The sequence below is a fragment of the Brevundimonas sp. NPDC007368 genome (assembly GCF_042869015.1).
Lineage (GTDB): Bacteria > Pseudomonadota > Alphaproteobacteria > Caulobacterales > Caulobacteraceae > Brevundimonas.
Map to the genome: position 1 here is coordinate 21914 of NZ_JBIAFA010000001.1, position 22001 is coordinate 43914.

The 22001-nt window shown below is 67.2% G+C and carries 16 protein-coding genes and 1 tRNA gene; 9 read left to right on the forward strand and 8 right to left on the reverse strand.

From position 1 onward, the window contains the following. Positions 1-30: 30 nt before the first annotated feature. Entirely contained in the window at positions 31-1188 is a 1158-nt protein-coding gene (locus tag ACFYLW_RS00135) for a patatin-like phospholipase family protein (protein WP_390182357.1), read from the reverse strand. A 233-nt stretch (positions 1189-1421) separates the two neighbouring features. On the opposite strand from ACFYLW_RS00135, the gene ACFYLW_RS00140 reads away from it, so the two are divergent. Then, positions 1422-4676, forward strand: coding sequence for a TonB-dependent receptor domain-containing protein (locus tag ACFYLW_RS00140; RefSeq protein WP_390182358.1), 3255 nt, complete (start codon positions 1422-1424; stop codon positions 4674-4676). 418 nt (positions 4677-5094) lie between these two features. Here ACFYLW_RS00140 and ACFYLW_RS00145 read toward each other — a convergent pair. Continuing rightward, a tRNA-Arg gene (locus ACFYLW_RS00145) sits at positions 5095-5171 on the reverse strand. 152 nt (positions 5172-5323) lie between these two features. On the opposite strand from ACFYLW_RS00145, the gene ACFYLW_RS00150 reads away from it, so the two are divergent. Next, positions 5324-7087 (forward strand): gamma-glutamyltransferase family protein, encoded by a 1764-nt coding sequence (locus ACFYLW_RS00150; protein ID WP_390182359.1) that lies wholly within the window; start codon positions 5324-5326, stop codon positions 7085-7087. Positions 7088-7090: 3 nt separating this feature from the next. Here the strand turns inward: ACFYLW_RS00150 and ACFYLW_RS00155 are convergent, their stop codons facing one another. Then, positions 7091-7849, reverse strand: a complete 759-nt coding sequence (locus ACFYLW_RS00155) for a lipid A-modifier LpxR family protein (protein ID WP_390182360.1) — start codon at positions 7847-7849, stop codon at positions 7091-7093. Positions 7850-8108: 259 nt separating this feature from the next. Next, positions 8109-9998 (reverse strand): ribonucleoside-diphosphate reductase subunit alpha, encoded by a 1890-nt coding sequence (locus tag ACFYLW_RS00160; RefSeq protein ID WP_390182867.1) that lies wholly within the window; start codon positions 9996-9998, stop codon positions 8109-8111. Positions 9999-10273: 275 nt separating this feature from the next. Here ACFYLW_RS00160 and ACFYLW_RS00165 point away from each other — a divergent pair, with 275 nt between their 5' ends. The 3 genes from ACFYLW_RS00165 (at position 10274) to ACFYLW_RS00175 (ending at position 14602) form a co-directional block, all read left to right on the forward strand. Beyond that, complete coding sequence (locus tag ACFYLW_RS00165) at positions 10274-11023, forward strand: phosphatase PAP2 family protein (RefSeq protein WP_390182361.1); 750 nt, start codon at positions 10274-10276, stop codon at positions 11021-11023. 67 nt (positions 11024-11090) lie between these two features. Then, positions 11091-12410 (forward strand): acetyl-CoA hydrolase/transferase family protein, encoded by a 1320-nt coding sequence (locus ACFYLW_RS00170; RefSeq protein WP_390182362.1) that lies wholly within the window; start codon positions 11091-11093, stop codon positions 12408-12410. An 89-nt stretch (positions 12411-12499) separates the two neighbouring features. Next, positions 12500-14602, forward strand: a complete 2103-nt coding sequence (locus ACFYLW_RS00175) for a response regulator (protein WP_390182363.1) — start codon at positions 12500-12502, stop codon at positions 14600-14602. Here ACFYLW_RS00175 and ACFYLW_RS00180 read toward each other — a convergent pair. Beyond that, the gene (locus ACFYLW_RS00180) at positions 14599-15243 is read right to left on the reverse strand and encodes a glutathione S-transferase family protein (protein WP_390182364.1); all 645 of its coding nucleotides are present in this window, start codon (positions 15241-15243) and stop codon (positions 14599-14601) included. The two genes, ACFYLW_RS00175 and ACFYLW_RS00180, sit on opposite strands and share 4 nt — an antisense overlap. A 155-nt stretch (positions 15244-15398) precedes the next feature. Between ACFYLW_RS00180 and ACFYLW_RS00185 the strand changes: the two genes are divergently transcribed. Then, on the forward strand, positions 15399-16442 hold the full coding sequence (locus ACFYLW_RS00185; protein ID WP_390182365.1) for a ribonucleotide-diphosphate reductase subunit beta: 1044 nt from the start codon (positions 15399-15401) through the stop codon (positions 16440-16442). A gap of 69 nt (positions 16443-16511) precedes the next feature. Here the strand turns inward: ACFYLW_RS00185 and ACFYLW_RS00190 are convergent, their stop codons facing one another. The 3 genes from ACFYLW_RS00190 to ACFYLW_RS00200 all read right to left on the reverse strand — a co-directional run bounded on the left by ACFYLW_RS00190 (position 16512) and on the right by ACFYLW_RS00200 (position 19431). Next, a complete protein-coding gene (locus tag ACFYLW_RS00190; RefSeq protein ID WP_390182366.1) occupies positions 16512-17012 on the reverse strand; it encodes a cell wall hydrolase in 501 nt (166 codons plus the stop codon). Between the two features lie 185 nt (positions 17013-17197). Further along, positions 17198-18706, reverse strand: a complete 1509-nt coding sequence (locus ACFYLW_RS00195) for a sensor histidine kinase (protein WP_292084529.1) — start codon at positions 18704-18706, stop codon at positions 17198-17200. Further along, positions 18703-19431: a TVP38/TMEM64 family protein gene (locus ACFYLW_RS00200; protein WP_390182367.1), complete on the reverse strand. Its 729-nt coding sequence runs from the start codon at positions 19429-19431 to the stop codon at positions 18703-18705. The genes ACFYLW_RS00195 and ACFYLW_RS00200 overlap by 4 nt, the downstream gene beginning before the upstream one ends. 168 nt (positions 19432-19599) lie before the next feature. Between ACFYLW_RS00200 and rpmH the strand changes: the two genes are divergently transcribed. The 3 genes from rpmH to yidC are packed head-to-tail and all read left to right on the forward strand — an operon-like array spanning position 19600 to position 21997. Next, positions 19600-19734, forward strand: coding sequence for a 50S ribosomal protein L34 (gene rpmH / locus ACFYLW_RS00205; protein WP_003164000.1), 135 nt, complete (start codon positions 19600-19602; stop codon positions 19732-19734). Positions 19735-19767: 33 nt separating this feature from the next. Next, positions 19768-20196 carry a ribonuclease P protein component gene (rnpA, locus tag ACFYLW_RS00210; protein ID WP_312064592.1) on the forward strand — a complete coding sequence of 143 codons (429 nt, stop codon included), beginning with the start codon at positions 19768-19770 and terminating at the stop codon, positions 20194-20196. Between the two features lie 4 nt (positions 20197-20200). Beyond that, entirely contained in the window at positions 20201-21997 is a 1797-nt protein-coding gene (gene yidC / locus ACFYLW_RS00215) for a membrane protein insertase YidC (RefSeq protein ID WP_390182368.1), read from the forward strand. Positions 21998-22001 lie beyond the last annotated feature (4 nt).

A 22001-nucleotide genomic window follows, 5' to 3' on the forward strand; every position in this document is an offset into this window, starting at 1 on the left:
TGCGCCTCGTCTTGGACCGCATCAAGGCCCCTATCCGCGCGGCCGCAGCCGATCAAGCAGACCCTGAAGGCCGTGCCGTTCAGCCACCGGCGAGCGCCACAACTCGCCGGCCCGCGCCCGCTCGCGCGCGGCGTCGAACAAACGCTTCATCGTCGCCGTGTCGAAGCTCAGCATCCCGCCCTGATCCGGCGCGTCGGGAATGGAAGCGACGCTGATCGGCAGGCCCTGGGCTGCGCAGAAGGTCGTCGCCGTGCCCAGGGCCTGCCGATAGGAAAACCGCAGCATGGCGTCAAAGCTGCGGGTCAGGATGGCGGCCATGTTCGGCGCGGTGGTGCGCGGCTCGGGTTCCAGCACCGTATTGACCAGGACATAGGCCCGCCCGCCGTGCAGCCGCCGGCCCAGCCGGTTCCAGCGCAGCAGGCCCTCGGGCATCAGGAACAGGGGCGCGGCGACGCCGCCGTCGACGTGCATCTCCTCGAAGGTCTCGCCGTCGACCTCGCATCGGATGCGACGCGGCGGAAACAGGCCGGGCAGGCTGGCCGAGGCGGCCAGGACCTCGCGGAACAGGGCCACCGCCTTGTCGCCGCCATGCGCGGCGATCGCCCCCATGTCCCAGATGCAGGCCCGCTGGCTGTCCAGATCAGTCGTCGCCACCAGCAGTCGCCGTCCGCGCGCGTGCTCGGCCGCCACGGCGTCGATCAGGGCCTCGTCGACGAAGGGATGGATCAGGGCGTCCAGGGCCTCGCCCTGGAACAGGCCGCCGGTAAGGGTCGAAGCCAGTCGGCGCAGGCTCAGCAGATCGGCGGCGTGGCCCCCGACATAGGCGTCGGCCAGGCGCTCGTCCCAGGCGGGTCCCAGGAAGGCGAAGGGAGCGATCAGGGCGCCGGTGCTGACCCCGGTGACCAGGGCGAACGCGGGCCTTTGCCCGGCGTCCGTCAGCCCGACCAAGGCCCCCGCGCCATAAGCCCCGCCCGCGGCGCCGCCCGAAATGGCCAGCATGTCGAACCGCCCGGACGCCCAGCCGGAACGCGGCAACGACAGGCGGTCAGCGGCCGCCTCCAGCGAGGCCTCGGCCTGCTCAACGCTCAGACGGATGTCGGAAAACCCCTGGATCCTCCCGAGGCCGGGAGGCGGCGCGGGCAGGCGGCCTCTGCGCGGACGTCGAACGGGAGGAGGGGCGTCGCTCACGCCCCTTCATCGACCGCTGCGCCGTCGGCGTCAAACAACGGCGACCACGATCACGGTAGAGGCAATTTCACGGACTGGCGAAATGTGACGAAACTGTAGCGAAAAAGGCGCGCCCGAATGACAAATGAGGCATTCTCTCGTCAAAAATATTGCTGCTCGATGCGAGAGCGACGATGAAGCGGCCTAACCAACCGTTCACTCCTGAACGTTTGGGGGGAAATAGACCAATGAACATGAAGAAATCTCAGCTCATGGGCTCCACGCTGATCGCCGGCCTGACGGCCGCCGCCATGATCAGCGTCGCCCCTGGCGCCGCTGCTGCTCAGGAAGACCAAGCCACCAACCTCGGTGAAGTCGTCGTCACCGGTTCGCGCATCCGCCGCAACCCGACCAACTCGCCGACGCCCCTGATCCAGATCGGTCAGGAAGAACTGCTGCAGTCGGGCGAAGTCAACGTCATCGACTTCCTGGCCGACATCCCGGCTCTGTCCACCTCGCAGGTGCCGGAAGACACCACGGGTTCGAACCTGAACGACGGCGGCCTGTCGCTGCTGAGCCTGCGCGCCCTGGGCGCCGTGCGCACCCTGGTGCTGGTCGACGGTCGTCGCCACGTCGGCTCGAGCCCCGGTTCGCTGTCGGTGGACGTCGACACCATCCCGCGCCTGCTCGTCGCCAACACCGAAGTGATCACCGGCGGCGCCGCCGCCGTGTACGGCGCTGACGCCGTCTCGGGCGTGGTCAACTTCATCATGCGCAAGGACTTCGACGGCCTGGAGATCGACGCCTCGATCGCCGAGATCAACCAGGACCATCAGCTGAGCGAACGCCTCTCGGTCCTGTGGGGCCAGAACCTGATGGACGGCCGCCTGAACTACTACGTATCGGGTGAATTCCAGCGCAACGACGAAGTCCTGGATGCCGACGTTGATTGGCGTCGCGAGGGCTGGGCCCTGATCGGCAACGACGCCGACCCGTCCAGCGCCCCCTCGGACGGCGTACCGGACCAGATCCTGATCCGCGACGCCCGCACCTATATCCGCGGCACCAACTTCGGCGGCGTGACCATCCTGTCGACGGGCGTCAAGCCCAGCGCGGCCAACGACCCCGACGTTCCGTTCCAGACCTGCTCGGCCACGACCTTCTCGGCCAACTGCTTCTCGCTGGCCCCGTCGAACCGCTTGGACAACGCCTACCTCTATGATGACAAGGGCGTGTCGCGACCGGTCACCTTCGGTTCGATCCGCCAGGGCACGGGCTTCAGCCGCACCACCAGCAACGGCGGTGAAGGTCAGAATTCCAACACCGAACAAGGCCAGGCCAGCCGTCTGCCGGAATCGACCAACTATCGCTTCCAGACCGGCCTGAACTTCGACATCACGGACAACGTCCACCTGTTCGCCGAAGCCAAGTACGTCGAGGAAGAAACCTACGACGCCGGTCAACGCGTCTTCCACGACTTCAACATCCGCGCCCTGGCGCCCAACACCGTCGGCGCCATCACGGCCACCTCGGCCTTCGAGATCGGCCTGGACAACGCCTACCTGCCGTCGGACGTGCGTCTGGCGATCCAGAACAACCGCCGCGACATCTTCAACTCGGCCGGCGCCGTCACCAGCACGGTGGCCGACGCCCGCGCCCAGCACAAGCTGTACGGCCCGGCGCGTAACCAGCTGAACAACCGCGACCTGCAACGCTACGTCGTCGGCCTGCGCGGCGACCTGGGCGATGTGGCCTTCGTCAAGGACGTCAACTGGGAAGCCGGCTACACCTACGGCGAGATGAACAACTCGAACCGCGAACTGGGCGTGGACGTGGTCCGCTACCAGGCTGCGGCCGACGCCGTCATCGACGTCGCGGGCAAGGTCCACGGCAAGCCGGGCGAAGTCGTCTGCCGCATCCAGCTGATGAAGGCCAACGGCGTCGCCGTGCCGGACGCCGTGATCGGCGGAACCACCTACTCGCGTCAGGGCGCCGTCATCGACGACTGCTCGCCGGTCCGCGTCTTCGGTCCGAACGGCTTCACCCAGGAAGGCCTGGACTACCTGCAGGCCGCCGTCACGGTGACCGACCAAAACAAACAGCACGACTTCATGGCCTACACCTCGGGCAAGCTGTGGGACTTCTGGGGCGCCGGCCCGATCGGCGCGTCGATCGGCTATGAGTACCGCAAGGAAATCACCAGCGGCACGGGCCGTGACCGCGATACCGCCGGCCGCTTCCTGTTCCTGAACGCCGGACCGGACTTCGAAGAAGCCAGCTACGATACCAACGACGTCTTCGCTGAGGTCAGCATCCCGCTGTTCCGCGACAGCTTCCTGGGCCAGTCGGCCGAGATCAGCGGCGCCTACCGCTTCTCGGACTACTCCCACGTCGGCCAGCAAGAGACCTACAGCGCCCAGTTCCAGTGGCGCCCGGTCGACCAGTTCATGTTCCGCGCCACGACCGCCACGGCGATCCGTGTGCCGAACCTGGGCGAAACCAGCGAACCGCTGGGTCAGACCTTCGCCAACGGTTTCAGCGACCCCTGCTCGGCTACGGTCATCAACAACCTGGCCGACCGGTCGATCGCCAACAACCGCATCGCCAACTGCGGCGCTCTGGCCAAGGCGGCGGGCCTGAACCTGAACTTCGCCGATGCCTCGGCCTCCAACGCCTACCTGCCCAACTACGGCAGCGGCTCGGTGTCGGGCCTGGCCGGCGGCAACCCCTTCCTGAAGCCGGAAACCTCGGAAAGCTTCACCGTCGGCGGCGTTTGGACGCCGGACTACCTGCTGCCCAACTTCTCGCTGGTCATGGATTACTATGACATCGAGATCAACGACGCGATCGCCTCGGTGACCGCCCAGAACGCCGCCAACCAGTGCGTCAACGGCGACTCAGTCAACGTCGGCGCCTGCGCCACCCAAACCCGCGATCCGTCGAGCTTCCAGGTTACGAGCTTCATCCAGGGCTCGCTGAACTATGCGGCGCTGACGGCCAAGGGCGTGGACTTCACGGCCAGCTATCGCACCGACCTGCCCGAGTTCTTCGGCCGCAACTGGGGCTCGTTCAGCCACTCGATCCGTGGCAACTGGCTGATCGAGCAGCACGACTTCGTCAACATCGCCGATCCGTCGGACTCCAGTGACTTTGAAGACACCGTCGGCATGCCGCGCGTGCGCTTCCTGTCGACCGTCACCTGGGCGCCGATCGACACCCTGGCCTTCACCTGGGACTGGGACTGGCAGGCCAGCCAGGAAATCCTCGACGTGGATAACCTGGTCGCCAACCCCGACCTGTATGAAACCGCCAAGTACCTGGAAACGGGCGACTTCTCGCAGCATGACTTCTCGGTGCGCTGGGCCGCTCGCGACAACCTGACGGTCCGCGCCGGCGTCGTGAACGCCTTCGACGCAGAGCCGGCGCGCTGGCTGGGCAACACGACGGCCGACAACTTCGACCTGTTCGGACGCCGGTTCTTCCTGAGCCTCAACTACCGCCCGTTCTAAGCCTTACGGCTCAAACGGAGAGGGCGGCGGACTTCGGTCCGCCGCCCTTTTTCTTGTTCATCCGCATGCAAGCCGATCAAAGGCGCATGGCGCGATGGCTGCCCGCGACCCGGTCAACCCGGTGCTGAGGCGGGTCTGCATAAAGACCAAGGCATGTGGACCTCGCCTATCGCCGCTCTGTAACTGGGCTGGTTTGAACAAGGGCCCGCTGTGGGATGAAGGCGGCGAGAGTGGCGGCCGCGGAGGCTGTCGGGAAACGCGCGGCGAGGTGCTCGTCTCGGGCCATCATGACCAATCCGGCAAGGGCTACATGGCCTGGCGGGGGGCATGCCTTGTTCAAGAGAAGGCTGCCAGACATCGGCGCGGAGACGGCAGTGCGAACACAGGTCTGCAGCGTTTTCAACGATGATGGGAGAAGTGGCGCACCCGAAGAGATTCGAACTCCTGACCCCCAGATTCGTAGTCTGGTGCTCTATCCAGCTGAGCTACGGGTGCGCACTGCCTCGCGGGCAGGGCGGCTATCTAGCGGGTGGGCCGGGGGCTGGCAAGCGGCTTTTCTGAAAATACCGATAGAAAATGCAGGCTTGGACTCTGGGGCCCGGCGCACTAGGCATGAACCTCTCCCTGAACCCTGCAGGAGCCCCTTGGTGCGCGCCCATTCCATCCCTTCGTCGACGTCCCGGCGCAAGAATTCGCTCATTCTGGCCGGAGCGGCCCTCGGCGCATTTATGCTGGCGGGCTGCGTCACGACGCCGGTCGCGCAAGGAAATGACTCGGCGTCGGTCGCGGAGGCGGCGCAAGCGCCCGCGCGTGGGCCCTTCGTCTCGGCCGCCAATCCTCTGGCGGTCGACGCGGGGATGAAGGTTCTGGCGCGCGGCGGGTCGGCGGTGGATGCGGCGGTCGCCGTTCAGGCGGTGCTGGGCCTGGTCGAGCCGCAGTCGTCGGGTTTGGGCGGCGGCGCATTTATGATGTTCTACGACGCCGACACTGAGGCCATCACTGTCTATGACGGGCGCGAAACGGCCCCGGCCTCGGCCACGCCCGAGCTCTTCTATGAAAACGGAAAGCCGCTGCCCTTCGTCGATGCAGTGCTGAGCGGGCGTTCGACCGGCACGCCGGGCGCCGTGCCGATGCTGGCCCTGGCGCAGAAGCAGCACGGGGCGCTGCCCTGGTCCGAGCTGTTCGGCGACGCCGAAAAGCTGGCGCAGGACGGCTTTGTCGTCAGCCCCCGACTGGCGGGCATGATCAACGGCAATGCGCCCCAGGCCAAGACCCGCTGGGCGACCGCCTATTTCACCAAGCCGGACGGCGCGCGCTATGTCGCGGGCGATGTGCTGAAGAACCCGGCCTATGCCGAGACGGTGCGGACCCTGGCGCGCGAAGGCGCGGCGGGCTTGCAGACCGGGCCTCTGGCCGAGGCCATCGCCGCCGCCGTGGCCGAGGGGCCGCGTCCGGGCGGACTGACGACCGCCGACATCGCCGCCTATCGCCCCGTTGTGCGTGAGGCCGTTTGCGGTCCCTACAAGGTCTATGTCGTCTGCGTGCCGCCGCCGCCGTCCAGCGGCGCCTCCATTTTGCAGCTGCTGGCCATGGGCGAAACGACGCCGGACCTCGACAAGGGGGCGCAGAGCCCCGAGGCCTGGGCCGCCTTAGGTCAGTTGCAGCGGCTGATGTATGCTGATCGCGACCGCTACTTCGGCGATCCGGCCTTTGTGTCGGTGCCGGTCGCCGGTTTGCTGGATCCGGCCTATGCCGCCGAACGCGCGGCCCTGGCCCCAGCCCTGCGCGGAGCCGCGCCGTTCGGGACCCCGGCAGGCGCGCCGCGCCTGGGCGCCGATGCTACGCGGGAGCCGGCCGGCACTTCGCATTTCGTCGTGGTGGACGCGAGGGGCAACGCCGTCAGCATGACCACGACGGTCGAGAGTCTGTTCGGCTCAGGCCGGATGGCGGGCGGCTTTTTCCTCAACAACCAACTGACCGATTTCTCCCTGGTTCCGACGGCGGCTGACGGAACGCCGGCGGCCAATGCCGTGGCGGCAGGCAAGCGCCCGCGCTCGTCCATGTCGCCGGTCATCGTGCTGGATCGCGAGGGGCGACTGGTCGGGGCTCTGGGCTCGCCCGGCGGCTCATCCATCCTGGCCTATAACGCCAAGGCCCTGATCGGCGCCCTGGGGTGGGGCCTGCCGCTGCAGGAGGCCTTCGATCTGCCGAACCTGGTAGCCAAGGGCGACGGTTTCGGCGCGGACACCGAGGGCTTCCCCGCCGCCGTGCGCGACGGTATGGCGGCGCGCGGCGTGGTGCTGCGGCCGAACACCACCGAAACCTCGGGTCTGCACGGCGGCCTGTGGCGCGATGGTCGATGGGACGGAGCGGCGGATACACGCCGTGAGGGCGTCTCCCGGACCCAGTAAGGTCTATTCGCGGGGGCGGATTGTCAGTTGGAAGGCCACCAGGCCTTCCGACACATCGGTCTTGATGCCGTTGTAGGCGCGGATGCCGTTGGCCTCGATCTCGCGATAGACGACGCCGAACGAGCTCTGCACCGCCCCTCGGCGATAGGCCACGCCCACCGAGGCGTCGCCCAGGAAGGCGCCTTCATCGTGGCTCATGCCCGAGCGTGCGAAGTCGCCGTCGCGGGTGCGGGCGAAGTTGTAGCCGACCGCCCGCTTGGACCCGGCCGCATAGACGTACCAGCGCGCGCGTTCGCCGAAGGCTTCGTCGCCGTCGGGGGCCAGGCGGTCCAGTCCCTCGCCGATCTTCAGGGTGGCGCCGGCCTCGGCGCTCGTGCCGTCGCTGCCGAAGCCCACCCCGGCGTGGGGCGTCAGCGAGACTTCCAGGCCCGAGGCCGTGCGGCCCTGGGCCGCGACCCAGCCGCGCGTGTAGGTGACGTCGTAGCCTTCCCCGTCAAAGGCGCGGGCGTCCAGGGCTCGCGGGGGCACCGGGGCGCCGTCTGCGCGGCGAGGTTCGCCTCGTGTCGTGACCTGCAGCCGGTCGGTGAAGCCATCGCCGTTGAACCAGGCCTCGCTGCGGGCGGTGGTGAAGGCGTCCCGTCCCGCAGGCGAGCCGGACAGGCCCAAGGGCGCGCCGAAGGGCGTGTCCGCGGCGGTGACGGCGATCTCGTCGCCCAGCCGGGCGGCGGCGTCCTCGAACTGGACGGCGTCGCTGTTGCGCACGGCCACGGCTCCAGTGAACGCGCCGTTCGCTTGCGCGCTCGCCGTCATGGGCAGGCCCACAATGATCAAAACCCCAGCGAGGCAAGCCTCCGCGCGCACCAACGGTCCCTCCCAAAGCCGTTAACAGTCTCACTCTGCACTAACGCGGGGGAACTGCAACGGACTCTTTCAAGCCACAATCCTGTTCCGTTCAAACGAAACCGCCCGGAAGACGGTTCCTCCGGGCGGTGAGATCAGCAGTTCGAGATGCGACGGGCGGCTATTGGCAGGCCAGGCACTCGTCATAGTCGGTGCGAGCCGCCGAGAAGAGGTCCGGCTGGTTCGGGTCGATCTCTTCTTCCTTCTTGTCCTCGGCGCCGGCGAAGGCGGCGCGCTGCACCGACTTGGAGCGCAGATAGTACAGCGACTTCACGCCGCGCTCCCAGGCGGACCAGTGCAGCATGTGCAGGTCCCACTTGTTCACGTCGCCGGGGATGAAGAGGTTCAGCGACTGGGCCTGGCAGATTTCCGGGGCGCGGTCGGCGGCCAGTTCGACCACCCAGCGCTGGTCCAGCTCGAAGGCGGTCTTGAAGACGCCCTTTTCATCGTCCGACAGGGCGTCGAGGTGCTGAACCGAACCTTCGTGTTCGAGGATCGAGTTCCACACCGCCTCGGTGTCGATGCCCTTCTCGCCCAGAAGCTTCTGCAGATAGGGGTTCTTGACCGCGAACGAGCCCGACAGGGTCTTGTGCGTGTAGATGTTGGCCGGGATCGGCTCGATGCCTGCCGAGGTGCCGCCGCAGATGATCGAGATCGAGGCGGTCGGGGCGATGGCCAGCTTGTGCGAGAAACGTTCCATGACCCCGCGCTCGGCGGCGTCGAGGCAGGCGCCCTTTTCCTCGGCCAGCAGGCGGCTGGCCTTGTCGGCCTCGCGGCGCAGATGCTTGAACAGGCGCATGTTCCACGACTTGGCCATGGCCGACTCGAAAGCCACGCCCTGCGATTGCAGGAAGGAGTGGAAGCCCATCAGGCCCAGACCCACCGAACGTTCGCGCCTGGCCGAGTAGACGGCCGCCGCCATGGCGGGGGGCGCGCGGTGGATGAAGTCCTCCAGGACATTGTCCAGGAAGCGCATGATGTCTTCGATGAATTTCGGCTCTTCGCGCCATTCCAGGAAGGTTTCGGCGTTCACCGACGACAGGCAGCAGACGGCGGTGCGCTCGGCGCCCAGGTGGTCGCGACCGGTGTGCAGCATGATTTCAGCGCACAGGTTCGACTGCTTGACCTTCAGGCCCAGCTCGCGCTGGTGCGGGGCCATCTGGCGGTTCACCGTGTCCGAGAAGATCAGATAGGGCTCGCCCGTCTGCATGCGGATGTCGAGCAGCTTGGTCCACAGCGAACGGGCGTCGACGGTCTTCATGACCTCGCCGTTCTTCGGCGACTTCAGGTCGAAGGTGGAGCCGGTCTTCACCGCCTCCATGAACTCGTCGGTGATGTTGATGCCGTGGTGCAGGTTCAGGGACTTGCGGTTGAAGTCGCCCGAGGGTTTGCGGATCTCGAGGAACTCCTCGATCTCGGGGTGGTGGATGTCCAGATAGACGGCGGCCGATCCGCGGCGCAGCGAGCCCTGCGAGATCGCCAGGGTCATGGAGTCCATCACGCGGATGAAGGGGATGATGCCGCTGGTCTTGCCGGCGCCCTTGACCTTCTCGCCGATGGAGCGAACGCCGCCCCAGTAGGTGCCGATGCCGCCGCCGTTCGAGGCCAGGGCCACGTTTTCATTCCAGACGTTCTGGATGCCGTCCAGGCTGTCGCCCACGGCGTTCAAGAAGCAGCTGATGGGCAGGCCGCGGTTGGCGCCGCCGTTCGACAGGACCGGCGTGGCGGGCATGAACCACAGCTTGGACATGTAGTCGTAGATGCGCTGGGCGTGCTCGGCGTCGTCGGCGTAGGCCGTCGAGACGCGGGCGAACATATCCTGATAGCTCTCGCCCGCCAGCAGGTAGCGATCTTCGAGGGTCTTCTTGCCGAAGTCGGTCAGAACGGCGTCGCGCGAACGGTCCAGCTTCAGGCCCGAGACCACCTTCAGCTGCGGCTTGCCCTCGAGCGGCGGCGCAGAAACCGTCGTGAATTCCGTCGTCTGCAGAGCTTCGCCGCCAGCCATGTTGATCCTTGCCCCGATCAAAATCGTATGAAGACCGTGCCGGTTTGAAACACTAGATATGGTGTCTCTGTTCCCGTGCTCGGCTAGATGTATGGGCGCATATCGCTAATGTCAGGTAAAGACTTGATCTTGGTCGGGCGATGTGGGGTCCACAGATTCACCGGGCGGGCCCTGTGGAAAAGTCGGAAAAGACAACCGTCAAGCCGCTCGGCTCGCGCGATCACAAACGCGTGATGTCAGGTTCGCGGGAACGTGCGTCCAGCTTGACCGTTAGCGGTCCCATGGCCCCCCATCCGACCGCCTTCCTGACCCGCGCGCTGCGCGTGGCCCGCACCGAAATCGCCGCCGTCGCCGCCCTGCTGGTGCTCGCCCTGGGCACGCTCACATTCATCGAAGTGGCCGACGACATGCGCGAGGCCGACGGCCAGGCCTTCGACCAGGCGGTGCTGCAGGCGGTGCGCCCCTTCGCCGACGATCCGGGCCGCCCCTGGGGGCCGTGGTGGCTGCACGAGGCGGCGGCCGACCTGACCTCTCTGGGCGGGATTTCGGTTCTGACCCTGTTCGCCGCGGTGGTCCTGGGCTTCCTGCTGATTCAGGGCAAGCGGCTGTCGGCCCTGCTGCTGGTCTTCGGCCTGGCGGGCGGGGTGGCGCTGAGCGAAGGTCTCAAGGCCCTGTTCGAGCGCGAACGTCCGCCGCTGGAGTTTCAGGCGGTGGAGACCCTGAACGCCAGCTTCCCCTCGGGCCACGCCCTGTTGTCGACCGTCTTCTATCTGACGCTCGGGGTCATGCTGACCCGCGCCTTCCCCCGAAAGCGGCTCAAGGCCTATGTCCTGGGATGCGCGGTGCTGATCGCCCTGCTGATCGGTCTGACACGGATCTATCTGGGCGCGCACTGGGCCTCGGACGTCTTCGCCGGATGGAGCGTGGGCGCGGCCTGGGCGATGATGCTGTGGCTCGCCGCCTATGCGGTTGAACGCCGCCAGCGGCTGCACCACGCTCCGTTGCAGGACGCGCCTTCGACCAATGTCTAGCGGTCGGGACGCGCCGGGCGCCGGATAACGGGTCGAAGAGAGCCGAACGGCCGTTCGAGGAAACGCCATGACCGATCACGCTACGCACTACGCCCAGCGCCTGACCACGCCTGCCGCCGCCGCCGCCCTGATTCCTTCCGGCGCCAAGGTGGCCATGGCGCTTGGCGTCGGCCAGCCGCCGGCCCTGTTGAAGGCCCTGGCCGACCGGGCCGAGGCGAGAGAGGTCGGCGACGTCAACATCTACTACCTGCTGTCCACCGCCATCGCGGGCGAGACGGTGCTGCGCTACGAACTGACCGACCGCCTGCGCCCCCACAGCCTGTTCCACGGCGCCATCGAGCGGAAGCTGGAGGCGCGGGGGGTGGAGGAAGGGCGGCAAGCCGTCTGGTTCGTGCCGACCGGATTTCAGCAGACGCCCCGGGTTCTGACGCGCGAGATCGGGGTCGATACCCTGCTGGCCACGGTCTCGCCCATGGACGCCGAGGGCTATTTCAGCTTCGGCACCAACACGGACTACGCCCTGGCGGCGTCGAAGACGGCAGCGCGGGTGATCCTGGAGGTCAATCCCCACATGCCGAGGGTCTTCGGCGACTGCCGGGTCCATGTCTCCCAGGTGACTGCCCTGGTGGAGCACGCCGCGCCCCTGCTGGAGGCCGGCAAGGCCCCGCAGCAACCGCAGGACCTGGTCATCGGCGGCCTCATCGCCGGCCTGATCGAGAACGGCTCGACGCTGCAGATGGGCATCGGCGCCTTGCCGGACGCGGTCTGCGCCGCCCTGCATGACCATGTCGACCTGGGCATCCACACCGAGCTGCTGACGCCGGGCCTGGTCGAACTGATGCGCGCCGGGGTCGTGACCAATGCGAAGAAGACCCTGCATCCGGGCAAGACGGTCTTCACCTTCGCCATGGGCGATCGCTCGACCTATGAATTCCTGAACGAGAATCCGGCGCTGGAGGCCCGCCCGGTCGACTATGTGAACGACCCCGCCGTCATCGCCCGCAACGACAAGATGGTCTCGGTCAACGCCACTCTGCAGATCGACCTCTTCGGGGCCTGCTGCTCGGAATATCTGAACGGTCGGCAATATACGGCGGCGGGCGGTCAGCTGGACTTCGTGCGCGGCGCCTCGGCGTCCCAGGGCGGCCAGTCCATCATCGCCTGTCACTCAACGGCGGCCAGGGGGACGGCTTCGCGCATCGTCGCCCGACTGGACGGTCCGGTGACCACGCCGCGCAACGACACCCAGATCGTCGTCACCGAGCATGGTTGGGTCAATCTGCGTGGCCTGACCGTCGATCAGCGCGCGCGGGCCCTGATCGGTCTGGCCGCTCCGCAGTTCCGCGAGGGGCTGGAGGCCGAGGCTCAGGCGATGGGGTTGATCTGAATCTAGGGAAACCGACGTAATCTTACGGGCAGGATTTGTTTACACTTGCACCGCAGGGTTGAGGTGAACCACGAGGGGAGGCGGGGGGAATGAGCGGACGCTGGCGAGCCTTTCGTCATGAGGCGGGCCAAGAGGCCGGACCCCATTCCGCTGTCTATGTCCTTCTGTTCGCGCTTTGTCTGCTGTTGGGCCACTGGAGCGCGACCACCTTCCAGGCGGTGATCGCCTGGCCCGCCAACGGGGTGATGCTGGCGGCCTTTCTGCAGCTGCCGCGACGACGCGCGGCGCTGGTCCTGGCCCTCTGTTTCGGACTGAACCTGATCAGCGCGGCGGTGCGCGGCGACGTTGCGCCCTTCGTCTGGATGAATCCGCTGCTGAACCTGGTTCAGGTCCTGACAGCGGGCGTTCTGGCGCGACGCCTGTGCGGCGCGGCGCTGGATATGCGGCGGCCCCGGCGGGTCGTGCTGTTCGTACTGGGCGCTGCGGCGCCGGCCGTGGCCCTGACCTCCACCATCGGCGTCGTCGTGGCCTTGACCGTACGGGACTATTCCCTGGTCCGGGCCGTCTTCGCCTGGCGCCATCTGTTCGCCATGGAATTGCTGGGACTCGTCATCGTCACGCCCAGTCTATTGCTGCTGGCCCGGGCGCATCGATTCCGTCAGGCGTCGCAGTCGCCGGTGGAGATCGCCGCCGTGCTTGGGCTGGTGACCGTCACGGCGCTCTGGATTTTCACCCAGTCCGCACCCTTCCTCTTCCTGATGTTTCCGCCGCTGATGCTGGCGGCCTTTCGTCTGTCGCCGCCATGGATGGCCGTCGCCCTGATTCTGACGACGGCGATCAGCGGCTTGATGACCCTGACCGGTCATGGGCCGATCAGTGCTTCGTCCGTACCCTATGTGAACGAACTGGCCGGTCTCTCGGAGAGGATGCGGCAGATGCCGCTCTATTACGGCTTCCTGCTGGTAGCGGCGATGACGGCCCTGCCGATCAGCGCCATGATCGCCGAGCGCCGCTCCTTCATCGCCCGCCTGGCGCGTCGCACGGCGACCGCCCTGGAGCAGCGGCGGCGCGCCGAGGCGGCCGATGCGGTCAAGTCCCGCTTCCTCGCCCTGATGAGCCACGAGATGCGCACCCCGCTGAACGGGGTCAGCGGCTACGCCGACCTGCTGTCTCGTCGGGGCGACCTTTCGCCTGAGGCGAAGGTCCAGGTCGCAGCCATACGGTCCTCCGGCGAGTCCATGCTGACCCTCATAGACGATGTTCTGGATCTGTCGCGCGGCGACGAGCCCCTGTGTCAGGAGCCGTTCGATCTGGTCGCGCTCATTCATGACGCGGTGGCGCTGGAGGCCGATGCGGCGCGCGCCAAGGGGGTGGTTTTTCACGTCGAGCTGGACTTGCAGCCGGGCGGCCGCGTGGTCGGCGACGGACGGCGTTTGCGCGGGGCCTTGCGACACCTGGCGTCCAACGCCGTGAAGTTCACCGATCAGGGCGAGGTGCGGGTTCGCGCGACGCACGTCGGCGACACGCTGAAGGTCGAGGTGTCGGATACGGGCTGCGGCGTGGCCGAGGCCTTTATTCCGCGTCTTTTCGAACCCTTCGCCCAGAGCGACGATTCCCTGCGTCGGCGCCACGGCGGGGCGGGGGTGGGGCTGCCTGCGGCGAAGCGTCATGCGCGCCGCCTGGGCGGCGACGTGGTGCTGGGTTCGACCTCGTCGGCCGGCTCGGTCTTCATTCTGACGGCGCGCCTGGAGCCGCTGGAGCCGACGGTCGCGGACGTCCCTGCCGACCCGTCAGTTCTGCGGGCCCTGATCGTCGACGACCATGCCGTCAATCGGCAGATGTTGCGGCTGATGATTGAGGCGGCGGGGTGTGCTGCGGTTGAGGCGACCGACGGCCTTGAGGCGCTGGAAAAGGTGCAGGCCGAGACGTTTGATCTGGTTTTGATGGATGTGCGCATGCCGCGGCTGGACGGACTGGAGGCCACGCGGCGCATCCGGGCTCTGACGTCAACGGCGAGCGAAACGCCCATCCTGGCGGTGACGGCCGACGCCATGCCCGAGGACGCCGCGCGTTGCCTGGCGGCGGGGATGGACGCTCACCTGGCCAAGCCGGTCACCTATGAGCGGCTCTACGCCGCCATCGATCAGACCTTCCGCGCCGCCGCCGATCGCGAGCAGGTCCACGCCGCCTAGGCGTCGTCGGTGAACGGAAAACGCTTGCTCCAGAAGGACTGCAATTCCGGCAAGGCGTCGACCCGACGCACCACCTCGGCCATGCGCGGGGCCTCGGCGTAGAAGCGCGGTCGACGCGGCGTCCAGCGGCTGGCGACGGCGACATAGAGATCCAGAACGCTCAGGTCTTCGCCCAGGAGGAAGCGTCCCGGCGTGATCTGGCTGTCCATGAGGCCCCAGCACTTGGCGATCCGCTCGGCAGTGCGCTGCCGGACCTGTTCCTGCGCCGCCGCGTCGTCGCCGACCAGCCGTGACGGCTCGTCCCGCACCCAGAACATCGAATAAATGGACGCCGGGATGAAGCTCATCCAGCGCAGGAACTGCGCCCGTCGCGGATCGTCCAGCCCCGGCCCAAGCCGCGCCTCGGGATGGCTGTCGGCCAGCCAGATCAGGATGGCCGCGCTTTCGGTGATAGTCTCGCCGTTCGGCAGGATCAGGGCCGGGATCTGGCGCATGGGATTGACGAAGGCGACCTTGTCGCGCTCCGCTTCGCCCTCCCAGGTCACGGCCTCGACGACGCGATAGTCCAGCCCGATCAGGGTCATGGCCGCCTCGACTGGGACCGATCCCGAGCCGGCGGCGCCGTAAAGCGTATAGGTCATCCCCAGGCTTCTCCCCATCTGATTCGTCTCTAGCCACCATATCTAGCGGTCAGGTGAAAATGTGATCGCAAGATAGGCGTATTCCGACTTGGCGCCGCGCGCATCGGGACGCATGGTGAAACCCGCTTCTCCCGGATTCGCTTCAGGTCATTTTGATGAACGCCCACTCCTCGATCATCCGTCCCGGAACGGCCGGACTGCTGACGCCCTCGGCCGCCTACAAGCCCTTCCGCTACCCCTGGGCCTTCGACATGTGGAAGAAGCAGCAGCAGGTCCACTGGATGCCCGAGGAGGTGCCGCTGGGCGAGGACGTCAAGGACTGGGCCACCAGCCTGACCGACAGCGAGCGCAACCTGCTGACGCAGATCTTCCGCTTCTTCACCCAGGCCGACATCGAGGTCCAGGACAACTACATGGAGCGCTACGGCCGGGTGTTCAAACCGACCGAAGTGAAGATGATGCTGGCCTCGTTCGCCAATATGGAGACGATCCATATCGCGGCCTACGCCCTGCTGCTCGAGACCATCGGCATGCCCGAGAGCGAGTTCGGCGCCTTCATGGAATACGAGGCCATGCGCGACAAGCATGACTTCATGGGCCAGTTCGGGGTCGAGACCGACGCCGACATCTGCCGCACCCTGGCCATGTTCGGCGGCTTCTCCGAGGGTCTGCAGCTGTTCGCCAGCTTCGCCATGCTGATGAACTTCCCGCGCCAGTCGAAGATGAAGGGCATGGGCCAGATCGTCAGCTGGTCGGTGCGCGACGAGAGCCTGCACTGTGAAGGCATCATCAAGCTGTACCACGCCTTCAACAAGGAGACGGGCGCCGTCACCAAGGCCGTGGCCGACGACATCGTCGACTGCTGCAGGACGGTGGTCGAGATGGAAGACAAGTTCATCGACCTGGCCTTCGAAATGGGCCCGGTGAACGGCATGACGCCGGACGACATCAAGCAGTACATCCGCTTCATCGCTGACTGGCGTCTGCGGCAACTGCAACTGCCGGAGGTTTACGGCGTGACGGAAAACCCGCTGCCCTGGCTGCAGTCGCTGCTGTCGGGCGTCGAGCACGCCAACTTCTTCGAGGCCCGCGCCACCGAATATTCCAAGGCGGCGACCCAAGGCTCGTGGCACGGCGCCGACGGCGTCTGGGACAGCTTCGACGCCATGATGAAGCGCCGCGAGACCGCCGAGGGCTGATCCGGCCTCAGGAGACCGCAGGAAGGGCGTCCCGACACAGGTCGGCGGCGCCCTTTTCGCATTCAGGGGTCAGTTGGGCGACTGCCGACCGGCGTTGCAGCGCGCCCGATCGCCGCGCTCGCAGGCGGCGACTGTTGCGCGCCAGTCGGCCATGCGTCGCTCATAGGCGGCCTGGGCCTCGGCGGCGGCGCGCAGGTCGGCTTCATGGCGGTCGCGCGCCGCGCGGGCGGCGGCGTCGGCCTGCTCCAGTTCGGCCTGATACTGGGCCTGAGCCTTGACATGGGCGGCGGCGTTGGCGCGGTCCTCGTTTTCCGCCAGATCATTCTGGGCGACGATTTCGTCGTTCAGGGCCTGGGTGCGGCGCAGTTCCTCGGGGTTCTGGGCCGCGTCCGGCGCGCGATGATAGCGCTCGCCCTGACGCAGCAGATCGCCGACGGGGTCGGTCGGCGCGACTGAGGCGGAAACCGCCGGCTTGGCGGGCTGCCTGGCGGGCGTTTGGGCCAGGGCGGCTGGCGCGACCAGGGCGACGGCCAGGGCCGCGATGGCGGGGCGAAGCAGGCGGTGACTCATGGCGGCGTCCTTGAGGCGTGATGAAGGCGTGACCTTCGGGTGTTGACTACACCAAGGCTTCCAGGCGGCCTATGGTTGCAACTCCTACGCGTCCGACCGCGCCCGGCTCCGCAGGCGTCGGCGGGCGGAGCGCGCGTCTGGGCGAGCAGGGCGGCCAGCAGCATGGGCCTTCATCGGGCAAGACGTCAGGCCGGCAGGCGCAGCTCGAAGGTCGTGCCCTCGGGGCCGGTGTCCAGCAGGCGCAGTTCGCCGCCATGGTTGGCCGCCAGCTCGCGCGAGATGGTCAGGCCGAGGCCCGTGCCCTCAGAGGCGCGGCCGCTGACGAAGGGCTCGAACAGCCGTCCGGCCAGACGCTCGGGAATGCCCGGTCCGTCGTCGGTGATGCGGATGGCGACGACGCCGTCGCGGGTCTCGGCGCGGACGGTGATGCGGCCCTTCCGGTCGCGGGCGGGATCGCTTTCGATGGCCTGACGGGCGTTGCGCATCAGATTGACCAGAATGCGGTGCAGCTGGTCGCTGTCGGCCCTGACGGTCAGGCGGGCGGGCAGGTCGCGGATCAGGCGCACCCTGTCTTCTTCCAGTCCTGCGTCCTCGGCGGCGACGGCGACCACGCGGGCCAGCAGCATCTTTTGCAGTTGCGGCGCGGCTTCTTCGGACTTGCCGTATTCCAGCACGTTGCGGGCCAGGGCGGCGGCGCGGCCGAGCGCCCGCTCCAGCCGGGGCAGGGCCTTGGCCACCAGGGGGTCGGACGAGCTGGACAGGCGCTCGGACGCCATCTGGGCCGAGGTCAGCATGTTGCGCAGGTCGTGGTTGATCTTGGCCACTGCCTCGCCCAGGGCCACCAGGCGGGCGCGCGAACGCAGGGACTGGCGCACTTCTTCCTGCATCCGCGCCAGTTCGCGTTCGACCCGGCCGATCTCGTCCTTGCGGTCCGAGGGCGTCTCGGCGGGGCTTTCGGGATCGGCGGCGAAGCGCTCGATCGAGCGCGTCACCCGGCGCAGCGGGGCCAGGACCAGGAAGGACAGGCTGGCGTAGAGCAGGCCGCCGGCGACCACGGCGATCAGCAGCGACATGGTCAGGCTGTTCAGCAGGAAGGTTTTAAGCTCGACCTTCAGCGGCTGGGCCGGGGCCAGGATTTCGATGAAGTCGCCCGAGCGATAGCGCGGCTTGGCCTGAACCCGCAGCGAGCGGTCGGGGTGGCCGAACAGGGTCTTCCACGGGTCCAGAAGTCGGGCGCCGACATTGCGCTGGCGCAGGTCGATCAGGTCGGGCGTGCGCGGCAGGTTAGGCGCCTGCAGCAGCAGACGACGCACGCCCTGCTCGCCGACGACGACGGACTGCACCCCGCCGATGCTGAGCAGCTGTTCGGCGGTAGAGTCCTCGACGGCGGAATAGGGCAGGGCCTCGACGCCCACCGAGGCCAGTTCGGCGGCCTGCAGCCGGTCCATCAGCCACCGCTCCTGGAAGGAGGCGGCGCTGGGCACGATGATCAGGGCGGCGACCGCCAGGGTGAAGGCCACGGTCAGCAGCAGCAGGCGGCTGGACAGGCCGTCCGGCGCGCGCGGCGTCAGGCGCTCACGCCAGACTTCAGGCAGGCGTCCCGGTAGGCGCGCCGCCTGCAGGCGCGCCATCAGCCCCGTCTCGTCGCGGGGGCGCGTGGGCAGTCGAGTCTCGATCGCGTTCCGTTCCGTCATGCGGCGTCCATGCCGTGCCGAGCCCGCCATTTCTGCACTAATTTGAGCGCCAGGGGCAGCAGCATCGACAGGAAGGCGACGCCCAGCAGCGGCCACATGAACTCGGCGAACAGGCTCTGCAGGTTCGGGTCGGGATCATCGACCAGAATGTCGTTCAGCCCCGCGCCGATCCAGCAATAGATGATGTGGGCCGGCAGCAGGCCGATGAAGGTGGCGATCATATAGGGGCGCAGAGGGGCCGCCATGACGCCCGCCGCCACATTGATCAGGTGGAAGGGCACCGAGACCACCAGCCGCGCCACCAGGACGTACCAGAAGGTGTTGCGGTCCACGCCCTCGCAGACTTTTCTCAGCAAGCCGGTGTCCTGGGCCGCGCGACGACGCAGGGATTCGCCCAGGGCGGTGCGGCCCACATAATAAACGGCCAGGGCGCCGATGGTGGCGGCGAAGGCCGTGGCCACGCCGCCGACCCAGGCGCCGAACAGATAGCCGGCCGTCACGGTGATGAAGACCACGCCCGGCACCACGCTGGCCGTCAGCAGGGCGAAGACCAGCATCAGGGCCAGAAGCGTCAGGACATAGTGCTCGTCCGCCAGGGCCTGAAAGGCCGCGCCGTGCTCGCGCAGGGTGTCCAGCGACAGGTAGCGGTTCCAGCCCATGCCGAAGATCAGGGCGATCGCCGCCAGCAGGACGGCGAGGGGCAGAAATCGTTTGACCCGGTTCATTCCTGCTCCGTAACCGACGCTGTCCAGCTTCCCTAGCAGTTTCAGGCCGTTTGCAACGCGTCGGATCGCTTGTCGGCGTTGACTCGTCCGTCGTCGCCGCTTATACGCCCGCCTCCTGCAGCGGATGACTGTTGTCCGTTGTGCAACCTTGTAGCCCTGGAGCCGAACGTGAAGCGGACCTATCAGCCGTCGCGACTCGTGCGCAAGCGCCGTCACGGCTTCCGTTCGCGGATGGCCACCAAGAACGGTCAAAAGATTGTTGCGCGTCGCCGCGCCAAAGGCCGTAAGCGCCTGACGGCCTAACGTCACGCGCCCATTACCCTTCAGGGCGGGCGCATGACCGATCCGATGAAAATCGATCGCCTGACACGGCGGCCCCAGTTTCTGGCGGCCGCCAAAGGTGTTTCTCAGGCCCGCGGCGCCGTGGTGGTCCAGCAACTGGACCGTCAGGACGGACAGACCGTGATCCGACTGGGATTCACCGCCACTCGCAAGGTGGGCGGAGCGGTGGTGCGCAACCGTTGCAAACGCCGCCTGCGCGAGGCTGCGCGCCTTCTGGCGCCCCTGCACGGGCGTCCCGGCTGCGACTATGTGTTCATCGCCCGCATGGGCACGGCGGACCGTGACTGGGACCGTCTGCTTGACGATGTGAAATCGGCCCTTACAAGGCTCGCAACCCCGCGTGCGGCTCCCGATATGGGAGATGCGGCGAAATCGACCGCCCGCGCCTCTGACGATTCGCGCCCCTCCGGCCAGGACCGCTGACCCGATGCAGAACGAGAATTCGCGCAACACCATCATCTTCTTCGTGTGCGCGGCCCTGATCATGGGCGTGTACTACTTCATGGTGATGCGCCCGCAGGCCGAGATGCGCCGCCAGCAGCAGGTCGCCGCCGCCGAGGAGAAGGCCGCCACGGCGACCGACGCCGGCCTGACGCCGGGCTCGGCCGCTCCGACCGCCTTCGTCGCCGACCGCGCCCAGGCCCTGGGCACGGCGGCGCGCGTGCCGATCCAGACGCCCAAGCTCAAGGGCTCGCTGTCGCTGCAGGGCGCGCGCATCGACGACCTGTACCTGACGGACTACAAGGAAACGCTGGACAGGAATTCGCCGCCGGTCGAGCTGTTCCGCCCGCAGGGCATGGAGCACGCCTACTTCGCCCAGTTCGGTTGGAGCGGCCCCAATGTCCCCGGCGGCGTCCCCGGTCCGAACACGCCCTGGACCCTGACCAAGGGCGCGACCCTGACGCCGACCACCCCCGTCGAGCTGACCTGGGACAACGGCGCCGGCCTGCGCTTCACGCGCGTTATCGCCATCGACGCCCAGTACCTCTTCACCGTCACCGACACCGTCGCCAACCTGAGCGGCCAGCCCATCACCATCGCTCCCTATGGCCGCGTCGAGCGCCAGGGCGTGCCGGCCGATCTGGGCAAGCAGATGATCCTGCATGAAGGCGCCATCGGGGTCTTCGGCGCCGACGGCAAGTTCGCCACCGAACAGGTCAAGTACAAGGATTGGGCCAAGAAGCCGCGCATCGAGAACCAGTCGACCGGCGGCTGGCTGGGCATCACCGACAAATACTGGATGGCCGCCCTCATCCCGGACCAGAAGGAAACCATCGAGGGTCGCTTCGCCGTCCGCGACGCCACCGGCCTGAACGTCCACGAAGCCGCCATGCTGGGCGCGACCCGCACCATCCAGCCGGGCCGCCAGATCGAGGAGACCCAGCGTCTGTTCGCCGGCGCCAAGCGCAACGAGATCCTGGCCGGCTATGAAAAGAGCCAGGACCTGCCGCGCTTTGTCTACGCCATCGACTGGGGCATGTTCTGGTTCCTGACGCGCCCGATCTTCATGGTCGTGGAGTTCTTCTACGGCCTGCTGGGCAACTTCGGTCTGGCCATCCTGGCCCTGACCGTCGTGGTCAAGCTGATCATGTTCCCGCTGGCCAACAAGTCCTACGAGAGCCTGTCCAAGATGCGGACCCTCCAGCCCAAGATGGAGGAGATCAAGAAGAAGCACGGCTCCGATCCGCAGAAGCAGCAGCAGGAGATGATGGCGCTGTATCAGCGGGAGAAGATCAATCCCCTGGCGGGCTGCCTGCCCATCCTGGTGCAGATCCCGGTCTTCTACGCCCTGTACAAGGTGCTGTTCGTCACCATCGAAATGCGCCACGCGCCCTTCTTCGGCTGGATCCGCGACCTGTCGGCGCGCGACCCGTCGACGATCTGGAACCTGTTCGGCGCCGTTCCCTGGGACCCGGCCACCCTGCCGCTGCTGGGCAGCATCCTGAACGGACCGCTGCACCTCGGCGTCCTGCCGATCGTCTACGGCCTGACCATGTGGCTGCAGCAGTCGATGAACCCGCCGGCCCAGGATCCGATGCAGCGTCAGATCTTCGCCTTCCTGCCCTTCATCTTCACCTTCATCATGGCCCCGTTCGCGGCCGGCCTGCTGATCTACTGGGCCTGGAACAACATCCTCTCGATCGCGCAGCAGTACGTCATCATGCACCGCTTCAAGGCCGAGAACCCGATCGACACCTTCCTCGCGCGTTTCAAGAAAGTCTGACCCC

Excerpts from the sequence above, each read along its gene's own strand:
- ACFYLW_RS00170 (WP_390182362.1), top strand. The coding sequence starts at position 11,091 with ATGACCGATCACGCTACGCACTACGCCCAGCGCCTGACCACGCCTGCC.
- ACFYLW_RS00200 (WP_390182367.1), bottom strand. The coding sequence starts at position 19,431 with ATGAACCGGGTCAAACGATTTCTGCCCCTCGCCGTCCTGCTGGCGGCG.
- ACFYLW_RS00195 (WP_292084529.1), bottom strand. The coding sequence starts at position 18,706 with ATGACGGAACGGAACGCGATCGAGACTCGACTGCCCACGCGCCCCCGC.
- ACFYLW_RS00140 (WP_390182358.1), top strand. The coding sequence starts at position 1,422 with ATGAAGAAATCTCAGCTCATGGGCTCCACGCTGATCGCCGGCCTGACG.
- ACFYLW_RS00175 (WP_390182363.1), top strand. The coding sequence starts at position 12,500 with ATGAGCGGACGCTGGCGAGCCTTTCGTCATGAGGCGGGCCAAGAGGCC.
- ACFYLW_RS00190 (WP_390182366.1), bottom strand. The coding sequence starts at position 17,012 with ATGAGTCACCGCCTGCTTCGCCCCGCCATCGCGGCCCTGGCCGTCGCC.
- yidC (WP_390182368.1), top strand. The coding sequence starts at position 20,201 with ATGCAGAACGAGAATTCGCGCAACACCATCATCTTCTTCGTGTGCGCG.
- rnpA (WP_312064592.1), top strand. The coding sequence starts at position 19,768 with ATGACCGATCCGATGAAAATCGATCGCCTGACACGGCGGCCCCAGTTT.
- ACFYLW_RS00165 (WP_390182361.1), top strand. The coding sequence starts at position 10,274 with ATGGCCCCCCATCCGACCGCCTTCCTGACCCGCGCGCTGCGCGTGGCC.
- ACFYLW_RS00180 (WP_390182364.1), bottom strand. The coding sequence starts at position 15,243 with ATGACCTATACGCTTTACGGCGCCGCCGGCTCGGGATCGGTCCCAGTC.
- ACFYLW_RS00185 (WP_390182365.1), top strand. The coding sequence starts at position 15,399 with ATGAACGCCCACTCCTCGATCATCCGTCCCGGAACGGCCGGACTGCTG.